This window comes from Thioclava kandeliae, assembly GCF_040297545.1.
Lineage (GTDB): Bacteria > Pseudomonadota > Alphaproteobacteria > Rhodobacterales > Rhodobacteraceae > Thioclava > Thioclava kandeliae.
The window spans coordinates 1-14,517 of the sequence record NZ_JAYWLC010000021.1; the positions used below are offsets into that span (position 1 = coordinate 1).

The following is a 14,517-nucleotide window of genomic DNA, read 5'->3' on the forward strand; positions in this document are numbered from 1 at the left end:
AAATCCGATTGAGCGCCTAAACGGCGAGATCAAGCGCCGCACGGACGTGGTCGGGATCTTTCCGAATGAAGCTGCGATCCGCCGCCTCATAGGTCGCGATCCTGATGGAGCAGACCGAAGCATGGACCGTCCAGCGCGGTCGATACATGACACTGGAAACGCTGGCGCCAATCTGCGATGATGTCGTGGTCAGCTTGCCTGCAGCGCAGCGCGACTGATCAGCTCGGCCCGCCAGTCAGCACGAGGCCCGCTATGAGCTACACCATCAGTTGGGACACGATCTGCATGTGTCGGATTGGTAGTGGAGAGCCCCGCTTTCCGGCGCGCTTCAAGTTGCGCAGCAGACATTTTCGGCTTCATCCACACACCTCGTCCGGATGGACGATCCCGTTCAGGTCAGGTGGTGGGCTATTGGGTCATGCCTGTGGGTCATGCCTGGCCTCCCACTTTTTCCTGACGGAATTCTGTGCCGTCAAGCCACATCCGATGGAGAAGAACGGCGAGTTTACGGGCGACGGCCACAACGGCTCGACGCCGACCTTTGGTGCGCATTAGGCGCATGCCCCATGACTTGATCTGCGATCCGGCCATCGTTCGCATGAGCAACGCATTTGCAGCAGCGTAAAGCGTCGCTCGGACATTCTGATCACCGGCTTTGGAAATGCGACCTGGATTGTTATGTTCGCCGGACTGGTATCGCCTCGGCGTGAGGCCAAAGTGCGCTGCTACTGCGAGAACGTTTGAACCGATTGGGGCTATCGACCGCGGCTTTGAATGTGAGAGCAGCGATCGGGCCTACACCAGGCGCCGTCATCATCCGCATACAGACCTCGTCTTGCGACGCCGCATGCTTCACCCGTCGATCCAGTTCAAGATAATGCTGGAATAGGACGGCTCGTGCATCGAGCAACGGAATGACTGCGTGCGCGAGAACTTCATCCATCTCGATCATGGGCCTCACGAGGCCGTCGAAACTACCGTGCTTAACGGTCCGAGGAAGGCGGACACCAAATATCTTCAGCAAACCACGCACCTCGTTTGCCAAGTCCATTGTTTTCTTCAACAAGGCCTTTCTGGTGCTCAGCAAAGCCCGTAGCCCATGCGCCTCCCGGCTCTTCATATGCACCGGGATAAACCAACCCGTCCGCAAAATCTGAGCAATGCCTTTCGCGTCCGTCTTGTCAGTCTTATTCCGCATCGCTGAAAGTGCAGCACTGACCTGGCGAGCCTCCATGCACACGATCTCGAAACCCTTGTCTTGCAGGCCGAAGAAAAGGTACTGGCTCAGCGCACCAGCCTCAAAGCCGATCCGCACGATCGGATGTCCGAACGCGTTCAGGCAATTGGCGATTTCATCGACCTCACACGGGAGCTCTCGCTCCATGCAAACCTTGCCACGACCGTCCACAGTGCAAAGCGCGCAAGACCGAAGCGACACATCCAAGCCAACGAAGTATTCCATTTTCGGTCTCCCTATCCTCACAGCAATACTGCGATCATATCGGGAGCTCGACCTTTGAGTAGGGTCAGCCCAATTACGCATGCTCTCCGCCCTTCTGGCCGCATGCTGCACTGCGTTGATTATCTTGCGACCTCTGGCAACCTTCGTGAGTGCATGCCCTTGGTCAAAAGATAATTTGGCAAAACGTCAGCTTCACGAATTCGGACTGCCCACCACCAACGGTGATGATGAGCCGTAGGGCAAGCAAACGTCGCCTAAAGCTATTCCCGATGACCAAATATCAGTTTTCCCCGAACAAGTTGCCAACTTAGGGCGAATAAGTTCCAATTTGGGGAGAACGTCACATAGGAATGAGTTGGCTGGGGCGGTAGGATTCGAACCTACGGTGCGCGGTACCAAAAACCGGTGCCTTACCACTTGGCTACGCCCCAACTCTGTCTGTGGGCGGGTATTTAGCTAAGGCGTCGGGCAGGCGCAAGAGGAAAAATCAAAAAAGATTTGTCGCCGCCCGAACTTTCGTGCAGGGAACATCCCATGATGAGATTTGACGCAATAATCATTGGCGCTGGCGCCGCAGGCCTGATGGCCGCAATCGAAACCGGACGCAGCGGAAGGTCGGTCTGTCTGATCGATCACACTGCACGACCTGGCGAAAAAATACGGATCTCCGGCGGAGGCCGGTGCAACTTCACGAATCGAGAGCTCGATCATCTGACAGCCCGCGACCGATTCCTCTCGCAAAACCCGCGCTTTGCGCTCTCTGCACTTTCGCGCTACAGCCCGCAGGACTTTATCAATCGCCTCGACCGCGCGGGCATCGCATGGCACGAGAAACACAAGGGACAGCTCTTCTGCGACGGAAAAGCCTCGCAGATCGTCGATATGCTATGTCGCGACCTGCGCGAGGCCGGTGGGACCCTCATGCTCGAGACGACCGTCGATGCCGTCACCCGCGAGGGCACAGACTTCCACCTCGCCACCTCGCAAGGCCCCCTCACCACCCCCAAACTCGTCATCGCGACCGGCGGCAAATCGATCCCCAAAATGGGCGCCACCGGTTTCGGCTACAAGATCGCCGAACAGTTCGGTCTGTCGCTCACCGACACCCGCCCTGCCCTGGTGCCCCTCACCTTTGCAGAACAGGAACTGGTGAAAACCAAACCGCTCGCAGGGACCGCAACCCCCGTCTCCATCCAGCACAACAAAACCCGTTTCGAGGAAGATCTTCTCTTCACCCATCGCGGCCTCTCGGGCCCCGCCATCCTGCAGATCTCAAGCTACTGGCGCGACGGCGACCCGCTTACCCTCGACCTACTGCCCGGTCAGGACATCGCCATCCTTCTGGCGGAGCAACGGCAGGAAAAAGGGCGCATGGCGCTGCATAACGCGCTGGCCCGATGGCTCCCCGACAAGATCGCCGCGCTGGCGGTGGCCGAGTCGGGCCTCACGGGCCGTCTGGCCGACCAGAACAACGCCAAGCTCGACCACCTCGCCACCTATGTCCATAAATGGCAGATCAAGCCGGTGGGCTCCGAGGGCTACCGCACCGCCGAGGTCACGCTGGGCGGCGTCTCCACCAAGGAGCTCGATGCCAAGACCCTCGAGGCAAAATCCCAGCCCGGCCTCTTCTTCATCGGCGAGGTCGTCGATGTAACGGGCTGGCTCGGCGGCTATAACTTCCAATGGGCCTGGGCCTCGGGCTTTGCCGCAGGCCGCGCCTGACCCGTTCCATGCGTAGGAAGGCCGCCCGCGACGGCGGCTTTCCGGATCCGTCCCCGGACAGACCTGCGGGCATTGTATCCTGCATACGGTGCCGGCAGATCAGGCCTGTTTGTAATCATACATGTAGATTTTGCGCAGAGGTTCCAGCACCTCCCAACGTCCGCGCCAGCCGAGCGGCATCATCAGCGCATCGCCCGGTCCGTATTCGGTGGTGCTGCCATCAGGCTGTATCACCTTCAACCGCCCCTGCAGGAAATGGCAAAACTCCGATCCGCCCTCCATTTCCAGATCGAACAGGCCTGCCGTGCACGCCCAGAGCCCCAGCTCGACACGACCATCCGCACTCGTCCAGAGAGACTTGGAGGCTTCGCTCAGCCCTTCGGTCAGAGCCCCATCGAGCGGGGTAAACGCGCCGAGATCAGTGGTCAGCGCATCGGGAAAACGTTGGAAATCGATCATCGAGAGTGTCCTGAAAGCAGAAAAGATAGCGCAGTTTCGATGAGCGCGTGCGCCAGCGCAAGCACGATCTGACGGATCAGTCCGCCTCACGCCACCAAGATATATGCCCATAAAATAACCGCAAAAGACCGGTACATAAGCTGTTTAAAAACCCTATAGTCCGGATGACCTGCCAGCCCGAAACTTCTGCACCTACCGGAGCCCCTGATGACACCGCTCGCCTATACCGCCCTGTTCTGGCTTGATATCGCCGGCATTGCCGTGTTTGCGGCCTCCGGCGCGCTGGCGGCCGCAAAGGCAAGGCAGACACTTGTGACATTTGCCTTTTTTGCAGCGATCACCGGCATTGGCGGCGGCACATTACGTGATCTGCTGATCGACGCGCCGGTCTTCTGGGTGCATAACCCCTGGGTTCTTGCCACCTGTTTCGCCGTCAGTCTCGCGGTCTGGAAAACACCCAAGCGGTTCTGGAACGAGCGGGCGATCGACTGGTTCGATGCGGTCGGACTGGCGGCCTATGCGGTTTATGGGGCCGCCAAGGCGCTGGCTCTGGGGGTCTCGCCCCTTCCCGCTGCCGCCATGGGCGTTATCACGGCCTGTGCAGGCGGTGTATTCCGCGATGTGCTGGCGGGCCAGCCCTCCATCATCATCCGCCCCGAAATCTATGTGACGGCCGCCGCCGCCGCCTCGGCGGGATTTGTCATGCTGACATGGGCCGGTTGCCCCTTCGCGATTGCAGGGCCTCTTGCGGCGCTGCTCGGGTTCATTCTCAGGGCGCTGGCCATCGCGCGGGGGCTGTCACTGCCATCCTACAAGGACTGACGGAGCACCCACCTCCCGGAGGGGCACACCAGCCACCCCCGGGAGAGATATGTCACGCCTTCACCCGCCGGTTATACCGGACCGAGGACAGGAAGGCCAAAGCGATGAACCCCGCTCCCAAGAGCCCCGTCACCAGCTCGGGGATCGGCGTCAATGTCTGCACGAACATGATCACCGACAGCACGAGAATCGACCAGAACGCCCCGTGCTCGAGATAGCGGAACTCGGTCAGCGTGCCGCGCTCCACCAGCATCAGGGTCATCGCCCGCACATACATCGCCCCGATCCCGAGCCCGATGGCGATCAGAAACAGGTTCTGCGTCAGCGCGAAGGCCCCGATCACGCCGTCAAAGCTGAAGCTCGCATCCAGCACTTCCAGATAGAGAAACGCGCCCAATCCCCCCTTGGCCACAGCCCCTACGGCCTCGCGCTTGTCGAGATAGGCGCCCAATAGCTCGACCCCGAGAAAGGTCGCCAGCCCGAAAATGGCGGCAAACAGGAACTCGTCCTGCACCGCCTCGGGCAGCGCGGTCGAGAAGCCCATCATCACCAGAAGCACCAGCACGATCTCGGTGCCCTTCACCGCCCCGAACCGGCGTAACCCCCGTTCGACACCCGCGATCCAGTCGACCTCCTTCTCGGCATCGACGAAATAGCTCAGCGCCACCATCATCAGGAACGCGCCGCCAAAGGCCGCGATCTCGAGATGCGCGCCATGAATGATCTCCGCATATTCCGCAGGTTTCGTCGCTGCCAGACGCACCGCCTCGATCGGCCCGATCCCTGCCGCCACCACCACGATCAGAAGCGGGAAAATGATCCGCATCCCGAACACGGCGATCAGGATCCCCCATGTCAGGAACCGCTTTCGCCATTTCTCGTCCATTGTCTCGAGTTTGTTGGCGTTCACGATCGCATTGTCGAAGGACAGCGAGATCTCCAGCACCGCCAGAATCCCCCCGATCAGCAGGAAGCCGAAAGCGCCCGACAGCGTCGCGCTATATTGCAGCCCCAGCGCAAAGGCACCGGCCAAGGCCAGCACCGTCACCGCAAAGGGCCAGTAAAAGTATTTCAGCACATCAGGCCTCCACATATCGGCCCAGATCCACCGGGCTGACCAATTCCGCATCAGAGAAATGCGCATTCAGATTGTCGACCACAAGCCCCGCCATCGCATCTCTTGTCTCCTGCGTGCCGGATGCATGATGCGGATAGAGCGTCACATTGGGCAAAGCCACCAGATCGGGGGCGGGTGTAGGCTCGTTGTCGTAGACATCAAGCCCCGCCATCCCCAGACGGCCGTCCTTCAGCGCGGCAATCAGCGCCGCCTCGTCCACCACCGAGCCGCGCGCCACATTGATCAACAGGCCCTCGGGGCCGAGCGCGTCGATCACCTGCCCGTCGATCAGATGGCGCGTGCCCTCGCCGCCTGCCACGATCACCACCAGCACATCGGCCTGCTGTGCCAGCCCCATCAGATCGGGCACATAGTCATAGGGCACGTCTTTCGGGCGGCGGTTCCAGTAGCGCACCTCCATCGCCATCGCCTGCGCGCGCCGCGCGATCGCCTCGCCAATGGTCCCGAGCCCGACAATGCCCATCACCTTGCCCTTCAGCGAGCGGGTCAGCCCCATCGGCCCGCGCGAGCCCCATGTGCCGCTGCGGACCCAGGCCTCGCCTGCCACCAGCTGGCGCGAGGCGCCCAGCATCAGCATGATCGCGCAATCGGCCACATCATCGCAAAGCGCGGGCGAGGAATTGGTCAGCGCGACACCGCGCGCAGCCATGCCCTCCAGATCGAACCCGTCAAACCCCGCCGAGGAACAGGCGACGATCTCCAGATCCGGCATCGCGGACAGGATTTCGGCTGTCACATTGCAATGGCCATCCGTCACCACTGCCCGCACGCCCGCGCCATGGGCGGCGAGAAACGCGGCGCGGTCCTGCGCCAGATCGGCGCGCAACACCTCGTAGCCCTCCTCCAGCCGCGCCATCGCCACCGGGCGCAACGGCTGCAATACCATAACTTTCGATTTGCTCATCTCTGTCTCCATAACGGCTCCTCGCGGCGCGGCAACGCGCCGGTCATATCCATGCTTACGAAAAGAATAAGACGCCATCCGCGCAGGTGCACCCCCTCGTGCCGCTTTTCTCGCCTTCTGTCATCGGCTATCACCGCAACATGACCCAGACAGATGCTTCTTTCGACATTCCCGAGACACTGGCCGCCTGCGCGACCTCCGTTCTGACCACCGCCGATGCGATGGAAAAGACGGGGCGCTCGCGGGCCTATGCCGCCGAATGGTTCCGCCGCCGCAAAGCGGGCGACCCGATGCCCATCGGATCCTGCCCGCCGCCCCTGCAACCCGCCCGCCCCGAGGCCCCTGCCCTGCTCTCGCCGCGCGAGGTGCCGCGCCGGCGTCCGGGCACGACCGCTGGCCGCAAGGCGCTCCTGCATGCGGTGGCCCATATCGAGCTGAACGCGGTGGACCTGCATTGGGACATCATCGCCCGCTTCACCGATGTCACCATGCCGATCGGCTTCTATGATGACTGGGTGCAATCGGCGGATGAGGAATCCAAACATTTCCGTTTGATGAGCGCCTGCCTCGAGACCATGGGAAGCTTTTATGGCGAATTGCCCGCCCATGCGGGGATGTGGCGCGCCGCCGAGGATACCGCGACCGATCTGATGGGCCGCCTGACCGTCGTGCCGATGGTGCTCGAGGCCCGCGGCCTTGATGTGACGCCCGGTATGATCGAGGTCTTCCGCAAGGCAGAACAGCCCGATGCCATCGCAGCCCTAGAGACGATCTATGCCGAGGAAGTCGGCCATGTCGCCTATGGATCGAAATGGTTCAACTTCCTCTGTGGCCGCCATGCCATTGATCCAAAAGACGAATTTCACCGTCTTGTGCGCCATTACTTCCATGGCGCCCTCAAGCCGCCCTTCAACGAGGAAAAGCGTGCCGATGCGGGCCTGCCACCCGATTTCTACTGGCCGCTGGCCGAGGAGGCAGGCTTCACCCGCGATCTGCCCTAGGCCGTCGCCCAGGCCTCCAGCCCGTCCTGCAGCCGCGACACTCCTTGGGTGAGCGGGATCAGATCGGCCTGCAGCGCGTGATAGAGATCCGGCTTACCCTTGAACTGGCCGTCCGCAGGGCGGCCGGTCTCGTCGAGTTCAGGATACCAACCGCCGCGCTTGCGATCCACCAGATGCGCCTCGGCAAAGGCCCAGAGCCTGCGATACCATTCCTCGCCCCGTGCAAAGGTGCCCGTTTTCAGGATGGCCGATATCGCGCCGATCCCCTCGCAAACCGGCCACCAATAGCGTGCCTTGCGGTCCACCTGCCCGTCGAAATCCAGCGTATAGGCAAACCCGCCCTCGCGCCGCCAGGCCAGCCGCAACGCTTCCTCCACAAGGATCCGCGCAGCCTCCGGCAGGTCCTCGTCCACCCGTCCCCGCAGATCCCAATAGTGCAGCACCAGCCGCGCCCATTCCACCGAATGGCCGGGCGTCGTGCCGCGGGGCCGGAACATCGGATCCCCCTCATAGGCGCGGTCCACCGTCCATTCCTCGGTATAATGCTCGGGGATCCGCCAGTTATACTCCGGTGCCAGCCGCCGGATGAACACATCGATGATCCGCCCCGCCCGCTCCAGATAGGCGCGCTCGCCCGTCGCCTCATAGGCTGCCAGATGCGCCTCGGTCGCATGCATATTGGCGTTCATCCCGCGATATTTCGACAGATGCAGCCAATCCTCCGACCAGTCCTCGACAAAGAGCCCCGCGCCCTCGTCCCAGAACCGGCGCTCCAGCACCTCGGCCACATCCCCCAGCAACCGGTCCGCATCGGGATGCCCTGCCCGCTTGGCGGATGCCGCCGCCAGCAGCACGAACATATGGCCATAGGCCATTTTTGTCCCATTCGTCACGCCCGAGCGCACCGCCGCGAAGAAGCCCCCGCGCTTGGCATCGCGATGCTCGCGCCACAAGAACCCCATCCCCGCATCAATCATATCGGCACCCTCGGCAAAGCCGAAAGACAGGCCCAGAGAATAGGAATGGATCAGCCGCGTGGTCGTATGAAGCTCCTGCGGACCGGGGATCGCCCGCCCCTCGTGATCGAGCACCGCAAACCGCCCGCGGCCTTTCAGACTGCCCAGAAAGAACCGCAACTGCCGCTCGGCATCCTCGGCCAGCCATGCCTGATGATGCGGGTCGGCCAGCCACGCGCCATCGCTCTCCATCATCTCGCGCGGTGCAACAGGATCACACATCGAAGGCATCGGGGGACAGCTCCTTCCAGAAGGCGGCAATAGCGCCGGCATTCAGCGCCGACATCCAGCCATGACGCTCGAAATCATCCCGCTCGGCCCCTTCGAGCCGCGACAGGAACAGCCGTTTATCGGCATCACGCTGGGTGGGCGTGCGGCTAGCCGCCAGATCGCGGATCACCGTCAGCTGCCGCACCCGCGCCGACAATGTTGGATCGGGCTCGGGGTTTCGCGGCGAAACCTCCGGCGCATCGGGGCGGTAATCATCCTTTAACGCCGCGCTCAGATAGCCGATGGCGTTTTTGACTGCGCCCTGCCCCGCCACATAATCCACTTTCTGGCGCACATACTCCTCACCATGTTCGGTGAGCCATTGCCGCGCCAGCCGGTCCGACACGCCGAGCGCCAGAAGCCGCGCATAGATCGGGCTCTTGCGAAGCCCCTCCCCGTCATCAAGATCGAGGATCGCCAGCTGCGGGTTCTCGCTGATCCGGAAACGGATCTCCGTCACCGAGCGTCCCATCTTCTTGAATTCCGGCGTCACCATGATGTTGGAGGATTTGTTCACCTCGGCCACGGCGGGTTTGATGATCTTGGCGTTGAGATGCTTGAACACCTCGTAATAATCGCTATCGGCCACGCCCATCAGTCGCCGGAACAGATCGAGGCTCCACCAGCCCGAAGACCCCGTCCGCACGAAGCGGTAGCAATTCTCGTAAAGCGCCAGCGCATGGCCCGAGGTGAACCGCCGCTGGATATTGAGGTTGATCAGCGCGAACACTTTCGGGTCATTCAGCTTCTCGGCAAGAGCGGGCGAATAGGCATATTCGCACACGCCGCCTTTCAGCTTGGCATAGGACAGAAGCGAGCTGATCCCCCATTCCTGTTTGCCCTCGCTATCGAGCATGTCCCATTCGGCCACCGTCTCGGCCAATCCGCGCAGGGACTGTTTCAGCGTATCCATATCGTTCGAGTTATAGCCGATCATCAGGCACAGCGTGCGGGCATCGATCCGGTGCACCTGCTGGCTGATCAGCGTGTCATAGGCATTCAGCAACAGCACGTTCGACAGCTTGCGCTGCAACAGTGTCAGCTTGCCCGAGACGTGGATCGCCGCCACATGTTTCTTGACTGCGCCACGGCGCAGGGACCCGCTCAGGTGGTCCTTCGGAATATCTAGCTCGTTCATCCTGCCCGGCCTTTTTCATGCCTTGTGTCGACGGGCAGAGATTCGCCCGCGCTGGTCTGCGATGTAGCCGATTATTCGGCCATGAGGTACCCCATGACAACTCTTTTCTTGGCACCTCTGGGCCATCCCGTAAACGGATACCCGAGGGTCCGCGACGGGGTTTCAGGTACCCGGCTACAGGAGGGATCTGTGGAAAACCCGAGATCCCGTGAATCGGTACCTTTGAAAATGAGGCACTTATCCACAGCCTGAGTCATGATTTGCAACCTGAATCTGGCAAAACAGCGTACATCCCTGAGAATCGGAACCCCTAGCACCGGAATCAGGTACCATCCCCCCTGTATCCGGTCTCCCTTCCTCCTGTATAGCGGTGCCTTACTATGCCTATACCGTTGTTATTAAACGCTCTTTATGCCCATAAAGATTCTTAAAAATATCTAAAAGATTCAAAACACCCGTCTGTATGTCCCCAAAATCAATATTTTCAGGGATATAGCGCCCTGCACGATTCCCATTGCGCCCATCATGTGCGATAGTTGCCTGGATATCGCGATAAACAGCGAACATGCTGAGGTTCCATGGCAAGCAAATCTGGTAACGGCAGCCGCACGGATCTGCCCCCGTATTTCAATATAGACCCCAAAGAAGCCGCAAAGAAGCTCTCCGAAAGCATCGACACGGCCCGCTTCGCGCGCGCGGCGGCCTTCGCCTCCCGCGGCCGCGACGATCTGGCCCGCCGCGGCTACGCGCCCGATGGCAAGAAGCGCCTGCGGAAATTCTCGATCTGGGAGATCTGCAAATATCTGATCCCCGTTGCTCCGGCCCATCTCCGGCGTGTGCTCAAGGCCAATCCCGATCTGCCCCAGGGTGACGGGGATAGCGGGTCCAAATGGTTCACGCTCGAGGATATTCTCGTGCTGCGTGAGCATTTCGCCGAAGAAGGTGCGCAGAACCGGCAGTATAAACCTTGGCGCCCTGAAGGTTTACCGGCAAAAGTCGTTGCGGTAGCCAACTTTAAAGGCGGCGTCGGAAAAACCACGACCGCGGCGCATCTGGCTATGTCGGCCGCGCTTGATGGCTATAAGGTTCTGGTCATCGATCTCGACAGTCAGGGTTCGATGACATCGGTGATGGGGGGGCAGGTGGCCGATGAATGGCAAACAGCGTTCCCGATGCTGGCACATGACTATGCCAAGGCGCTGCAGGAGGAAAACCGCATTCGCGAGGCGGGGGGGCAGCCGACCTATCCCCTTGACGAGACGCTGAAAGAAGCACTGGAGGTTTCGCCGCGAAACCTGATCCAGAAAACGCATTGGCCCAATATCGATCTGATCGGGGCGCAGCTCAACCTCTATTGGGCCGAGTTCCAGGTCCCGGTCTGGCGGATGCAGCTCCGGAGCTGGCCGCTTTGGGATGCGCTCTCCAACGCACTGGAAGATGGCGGTATTCTGGACGACTACGATCTCGTCTTCCTCGATACGCCTCCCGCACTCGGGTACCTGACGATCAACGCGCTCGCGGCGGCCGATATTCTTCTGGTGCCGCTCGGGGCATCTTTCCTCGAGTTCGACAGCACGGGGCGGTTTTTCGACATGATCTACTCGACCTTTGCCTCCATCGAGGATGGCGAGAACCGGATGCGTCGTGCTGATGGCCTGCCGGAGATCGGGTTCGAATGGGATGCGGTGCGTGCGATCGTGACCCGTTTCGACGCAGCCCAGCAGACCGATCTGGCCAATGTCGTGCAGGCCTATTTCGGGGATTTCATGACGACCTACCGGCAGGAGGTCACCGCGATGGTGGGGCAGGCGGGCGAACAGGTCTCCGGGATCTACGAGACCGATTACCGAGATTTCAACCGTGACACCTATATCCGCGGCCGGGAAACTTTCGACCGGACATGGGCGGAGGTAAAAGAGGTCATTCTCGGCACATGGTGGCGGGATATGAAGCTGAACGAGGCCGAGCAGAATAGCCAGAGCGAGGAGGGCTGATCATGGCGAAACGGAGAAAACTGATAGCACCGAGCGCGGATGATCTGAGCCGTCTTGAAGACGAGTTTCGCCGCGAAACCTCCTCGCGCAGCTTTACCGCCGCACCGATTGCGCAGGTCGCGGCCGAGACGGCAAGCTCCTATGATCCGCGTCCCGCAGAGGATCGTGAACGGGCCGCGCGCGACCGTAACGATGCCGAAAGCTTCCGGCAGAAGACGGAAGCGGGGCTTGTTATGCTCGAGATCCCGCTCGAGGAGATCGATGCGGATGCGCTGGTGCGCGACCGTGTAGTGCTGGATGCCGAGGATATGCAGGAGCTGCAGATGTCGATTGCCGCCAATGGTTTGCGGCTACCGATCGAGGTCTATCCCCTGGCCGAGGATGGGCGGGGCTTCCGCTACGGGCTGTTGTCGGGCTACCGGCGCTTCCGGGCGGTGCAGGCGCTGCTCGAGCTGACCGAAAAGCCCGCCTATACAAAGATCCGCGCCGTGTTGCGCGACCCCGAGGCGATGGGCGGCACCTTTGCGGCGATGATCGAGGAAAACGAGATCCGCGCCAATCTGAGCCATTTCGAGCGTGGACGGATCGCGGTGATCGCCAGCCAGCAGGGGGCGTTTGTCAATGTGGAGGCGGCGGTCGATGCGCTGTTCCCGATGGCCTCCAAGGGCAAGCGCTCGAAAATCCGTTCTTTCGCGCTGATCTTCGAGGAGCTGGGCGACATGCTCCGCTTCCCCGAGCTGATGAAGGAGCGGGACGGGCTGAAGCTGGCAGCGGCCCTGCGGGGCGGGGCGGAAGCGCGGCTGCGCGATCTGCTTGCGCGTCGCGACCCCGCCAATGCGGCAGACGAGGCGGAGATGGTGCTCGAGGCTCTGGCGCAGCTGGAGCCGGTGGAGGCCGATCCTGCGCGGGGCGGGCGCCCGAAAAAGCCCACCGCACGCGCGGAACGGGCGCGCGAGGTGCGCAAGCTGACAAGCGGCATCACGCTGAAGACGATATCGGAGGCGAATGGCTGGTCGGTGAAGATCGAGGGCGGGAATGTGGATGGCGAGATGATCGATGCGGTCATGCAAAAGCTGGCCTATCTGCTGGAAACCCCCTGAACATCGCTTCCCGTAAACGGATACCTTTGAGGGCTGCCCATCGGGCTGCCCTTCTTGTTTCCGGGCAGGTCGGGGCAGAAAGAGGTGTGTCCGAGGGCTTGAGGCACCCGTTTACGGTGCCTGCAATATGGCTCCTGTAAACGGGTGCCTATCGGAATATGCGGGCGCAGAAAGAGAACGCGCCGCAGGCGGCGGGCCTGCGGCGCGTGTTGGCGGGGGGCTGCTGGCGGGCTGGACCTTATTCGAGACTGCCGTCGTCGCGGGCCTCTACCTGCTTCATCCGGTAGACCCCTTCGGGCAGGCTGAGCGAGGCGGCAAGCTCGCGCAGTTGCGCATGTGAGAACACGACCCGTTGGACCGAATTCGTCTGTTCATCCAGCTGCTCGACAACAACACAATCCTCGAAGGATTCGATCTTGATGTCTTCTTGCAGGTAGTCCCGTGGATCATCCCCCTCGTCGACAAGGGTGATCACGGTAGCGTCAAATTCGTGCTCGATGGTAAACATGGAGAAAGTCTGGCCGATAAAATCGCGACCCGCCAGCAGAAAATTCGGGCGCATACAGGCCTTGTTTGCAAAATGGGCAAAATAGTCAGGGCAGGGCTTTCCACTTCGGAAGAAGCTGGCTAGGCTGAATTTTGCCCAGTTCACGAAAGGACCCGTCCTCATGCGTTTTCCGGTTTTGCCGCTACCGGCTGTTGCGGCCTGTGTCCTTCTGGCGATGACAGGTGGCGCCGTGACCGGATGCGCACCGGTGACGGGGCAGGGCTCCGATGCCAGCGACGCGTCGATGCAATTTGCCCCGAGCACGGATCTGCTGCCCCCCGAGGTGGCCGCGAAGAATTTCATGACGGCGGCGCACCGGATGGAGCCGGTGATCGAGAGCTATTGCCGCCATCACCAGCTGGCGCAGGTCCATAATTGCGATTTCCGCATCATGGTCGATGATCGCCCCGATCCCGAGCCGAATGCGTTCCAGACGCTGGACGAGAAAGGGCAGCCGGTGCTGGCCTTCAATCTGACGCTGATCTCGCAGGCGCTCAATCAGGACGAGCTGGCTTTCGTGATGGGACATGAGGCGGCGCATCATATTCTGGGCCATCTCGACATGAAGGCCGACGATTCGCAGACGGGGGCCGTCCTGATGGGAACGATCATCGCCTCGCAGGGAGCGTCGAACCGTCAGGTGCGCAAGGCGCAGACCATCGGAGCCGAGCTGGGCGCGCTGACGCGGGCCAAGGATTACGAGCTGCAGGCCGACAGTCTGGGCGCGGTGTTGAGCCTGCGGGCGGGCTATCATCCGCTGAAAGGCATCCAGATCTTCAAGCGGATCGATAATCCGGAAGATGACATCATGAGCAGCCATCCCTCCAATGCCGCGCGCATGGCCAATGTGCGGGCGACGATGTCGCGGTTGAAAAAGCGCAGCTCGGGCGTCTGATCGGGGGGCCGCATGGACCTTGGTTCGGGGCGGATATGCGCTAGATCCT

At 61.3% G+C, this 14,517-nt stretch carries 15 protein-coding genes, 1 tRNA gene and 1 pseudogene; 8 read left to right on the top strand and 9 right to left on the bottom strand.

What is annotated here, in order from left to right; genetic code table 11:
• A pseudogene (locus VSX56_RS17495) lies at window positions 1-218 on the top strand (transposase); the annotation flags it as partial.
• Window positions 219-252: 34 nt separating this feature from the next.
• Complete coding sequence (locus VSX56_RS17500; protein ID WP_350938954.1) at window positions 253-555, top strand: hypothetical protein; 303 nt, start codon at window positions 253-255, stop codon at window positions 553-555.
• A 121-nt stretch (window positions 556-676) separates the two neighbouring features.
• On the opposite strand, the gene VSX56_RS17505 is transcribed toward VSX56_RS17500, so the two are convergent.
• Together VSX56_RS17505 and VSX56_RS17510 are read right to left on the bottom strand one after the other, a co-directional pair.
• Window positions 677-1,462 carry an IS110 family transposase gene (locus tag VSX56_RS17505; protein ID WP_350938955.1) on the bottom strand — a complete coding sequence of 262 codons (786 nt, stop codon included), beginning with the start codon at window positions 1,460-1,462 and terminating at the stop codon, window positions 677-679.
• A gap of 356 nt (window positions 1,463-1,818) precedes the next feature.
• A tRNA-Gln gene (locus tag VSX56_RS17510) sits at window positions 1,819-1,893 on the bottom strand.
• 103 nt (window positions 1,894-1,996) lie between these two features.
• Here VSX56_RS17510 and VSX56_RS17515 point away from each other — a divergent pair.
• Window positions 1,997-3,184, top strand: coding sequence for a BaiN/RdsA family NAD(P)/FAD-dependent oxidoreductase (locus tag VSX56_RS17515; RefSeq protein ID WP_339114772.1), 1,188 nt, complete (start codon window positions 1,997-1,999; stop codon window positions 3,182-3,184).
• A 99-nt stretch (window positions 3,185-3,283) separates the two neighbouring features.
• Here the strand turns inward: VSX56_RS17515 and VSX56_RS17520 are convergent, their stop codons facing one another.
• The gene (locus VSX56_RS17520; RefSeq protein ID WP_339114773.1) at window positions 3,284-3,643 is read right to left on the bottom strand and encodes a cupin domain-containing protein; all 360 of its coding nucleotides are present in this window, start codon (window positions 3,641-3,643) and stop codon (window positions 3,284-3,286) included.
• Between the two features lie 207 nt (window positions 3,644-3,850).
• Here VSX56_RS17520 and VSX56_RS17525 point away from each other — a divergent pair, with 207 nt between their 5' ends.
• Window positions 3,851-4,465, top strand: coding sequence for a trimeric intracellular cation channel family protein (locus VSX56_RS17525; RefSeq protein WP_350938956.1), 615 nt, complete (start codon window positions 3,851-3,853; stop codon window positions 4,463-4,465).
• A gap of 52 nt (window positions 4,466-4,517) precedes the next feature.
• Here the strand turns inward: VSX56_RS17525 and VSX56_RS17530 are convergent, their stop codons facing one another.
• Both VSX56_RS17530 and VSX56_RS17535 read right to left on the bottom strand, forming a co-directional pair.
• Complete coding sequence (locus VSX56_RS17530; protein WP_350938957.1) at window positions 4,518-5,558, bottom strand: DUF475 domain-containing protein; 1,041 nt, start codon at window positions 5,556-5,558, stop codon at window positions 4,518-4,520.
• Window positions 5,545-6,507 carry a 2-hydroxyacid dehydrogenase gene (locus VSX56_RS17535; protein WP_350938958.1) on the bottom strand — a complete coding sequence of 321 codons (963 nt, stop codon included), beginning with the start codon at window positions 6,505-6,507 and terminating at the stop codon, window positions 5,545-5,547. Before VSX56_RS17535 ends, VSX56_RS17530 begins: the two co-directional genes overlap by 14 nt.
• Window positions 6,508-6,647: 140 nt before the next feature.
• Between VSX56_RS17535 and VSX56_RS17540 the strand changes: the two genes are divergently transcribed.
• A complete protein-coding gene (locus VSX56_RS17540) occupies window positions 6,648-7,508 on the top strand; it encodes a ferritin-like domain-containing protein (RefSeq protein ID WP_339114777.1) in 861 nt (286 codons plus the stop codon).
• Here the strand turns inward: VSX56_RS17540 and VSX56_RS17545 are convergent.
• The 3 genes from VSX56_RS17545 to VSX56_RS17555 form a co-directional block, all read right to left on the bottom strand.
• Window positions 7,505-8,755, bottom strand: a complete 1,251-nt coding sequence (locus VSX56_RS17545; protein ID WP_350938959.1) for an AGE family epimerase/isomerase — start codon at window positions 8,753-8,755, stop codon at window positions 7,505-7,507. The two genes, VSX56_RS17540 and VSX56_RS17545, sit on opposite strands and share 4 nt — an antisense overlap.
• Complete coding sequence (locus VSX56_RS17550; RefSeq protein ID WP_339114779.1) at window positions 8,739-9,932, bottom strand: replication initiation protein; 1,194 nt, start codon at window positions 9,930-9,932, stop codon at window positions 8,739-8,741. The genes VSX56_RS17545 and VSX56_RS17550 overlap by 17 nt, the downstream gene beginning before the upstream one ends.
• Window positions 9,933-10,316: 384 nt before the next feature.
• Window positions 10,317-10,499, bottom strand: coding sequence for a hypothetical protein (locus VSX56_RS17555; RefSeq protein WP_339114780.1), 183 nt, complete (start codon window positions 10,497-10,499; stop codon window positions 10,317-10,319).
• An 11-nt stretch (window positions 10,500-10,510) separates the two neighbouring features.
• Between VSX56_RS17555 and VSX56_RS17560 the strand changes: the two genes are divergently transcribed.
• Together VSX56_RS17560 and VSX56_RS17565 are read left to right on the top strand one after the other, a co-directional pair.
• Complete coding sequence (locus VSX56_RS17560) at window positions 10,511-11,926, top strand: AAA family ATPase (protein WP_350938960.1); 1,416 nt, start codon at window positions 10,511-10,513, stop codon at window positions 11,924-11,926.
• A gap of 2 nt (window positions 11,927-11,928) precedes the next feature.
• Entirely contained in the window at window positions 11,929-13,026 is a 1,098-nt protein-coding gene (locus tag VSX56_RS17565; protein WP_350938961.1) for a ParB/RepB/Spo0J family partition protein, read from the top strand.
• 238 nt (window positions 13,027-13,264) lie between these two features.
• Here VSX56_RS17565 and VSX56_RS17570 read toward each other — a convergent pair whose 3' ends face one another.
• Entirely contained in the window at window positions 13,265-13,534 is a 270-nt protein-coding gene (locus VSX56_RS17570) for a DUF8831 family protein (RefSeq protein WP_349295829.1), read from the bottom strand.
• Window positions 13,535-13,694: 160 nt separating this feature from the next.
• Here VSX56_RS17570 and VSX56_RS17575 point away from each other — a divergent pair, with 160 nt between their 5' ends.
• Window positions 13,695-14,468 carry a M48 family metalloprotease gene (locus tag VSX56_RS17575; protein ID WP_339114783.1) on the top strand — a complete coding sequence of 258 codons (774 nt, stop codon included), beginning with the start codon at window positions 13,695-13,697 and terminating at the stop codon, window positions 14,466-14,468.
• Window positions 14,469-14,517: the final 49 nt, after the last annotated feature.

Excerpts from the sequence above, each read along its gene's own strand:
- VSX56_RS17560 (WP_350938960.1), top strand. The coding sequence starts at position 10,511 with ATGGCAAGCAAATCTGGTAACGGCAGCCGCACGGATCTGCCCCCGTAT.
- VSX56_RS17570 (WP_349295829.1), bottom strand. The coding sequence starts at position 13,534 with ATGTTTACCATCGAGCACGAATTTGACGCTACCGTGATCACCCTTGTC.
- VSX56_RS17575 (WP_339114783.1), top strand. The coding sequence starts at position 13,695 with ATGCGTTTTCCGGTTTTGCCGCTACCGGCTGTTGCGGCCTGTGTCCTT.
- VSX56_RS17545 (WP_350938959.1), bottom strand. The coding sequence starts at position 8,755 with ATGCCTTCGATGTGTGATCCTGTTGCACCGCGCGAGATGATGGAGAGC.
- VSX56_RS17525 (WP_350938956.1), top strand. The coding sequence starts at position 3,851 with ATGACACCGCTCGCCTATACCGCCCTGTTCTGGCTTGATATCGCCGGC.
- VSX56_RS17565 (WP_350938961.1), top strand. The coding sequence starts at position 11,929 with ATGGCGAAACGGAGAAAACTGATAGCACCGAGCGCGGATGATCTGAGC.
- VSX56_RS17500 (WP_350938954.1), top strand. The coding sequence starts at position 253 with ATGAGCTACACCATCAGTTGGGACACGATCTGCATGTGTCGGATTGGT.
- VSX56_RS17535 (WP_350938958.1), bottom strand. The coding sequence starts at position 6,507 with ATGAGCAAATCGAAAGTTATGGTATTGCAGCCGTTGCGCCCGGTGGCG.
- VSX56_RS17505 (WP_350938955.1), bottom strand. The coding sequence starts at position 1,462 with ATGGAATACTTCGTTGGCTTGGATGTGTCGCTTCGGTCTTGCGCGCTT.
- VSX56_RS17520 (WP_339114773.1), bottom strand. The coding sequence starts at position 3,643 with ATGATCGATTTCCAACGTTTTCCCGATGCGCTGACCACTGATCTCGGC.
- VSX56_RS17515 (WP_339114772.1), top strand. The coding sequence starts at position 1,997 with ATGATGAGATTTGACGCAATAATCATTGGCGCTGGCGCCGCAGGCCTG.
- VSX56_RS17550 (WP_339114779.1), bottom strand. The coding sequence starts at position 9,932 with ATGAACGAGCTAGATATTCCGAAGGACCACCTGAGCGGGTCCCTGCGC.
- VSX56_RS17540 (WP_339114777.1), top strand. The coding sequence starts at position 6,648 with ATGACCCAGACAGATGCTTCTTTCGACATTCCCGAGACACTGGCCGCC.
- VSX56_RS17530 (WP_350938957.1), bottom strand. The coding sequence starts at position 5,558 with ATGTGGAGGCCTGATGTGCTGAAATACTTTTACTGGCCCTTTGCGGTG.
- VSX56_RS17555 (WP_339114780.1), bottom strand. The coding sequence starts at position 10,499 with ATGTTCGCTGTTTATCGCGATATCCAGGCAACTATCGCACATGATGGG.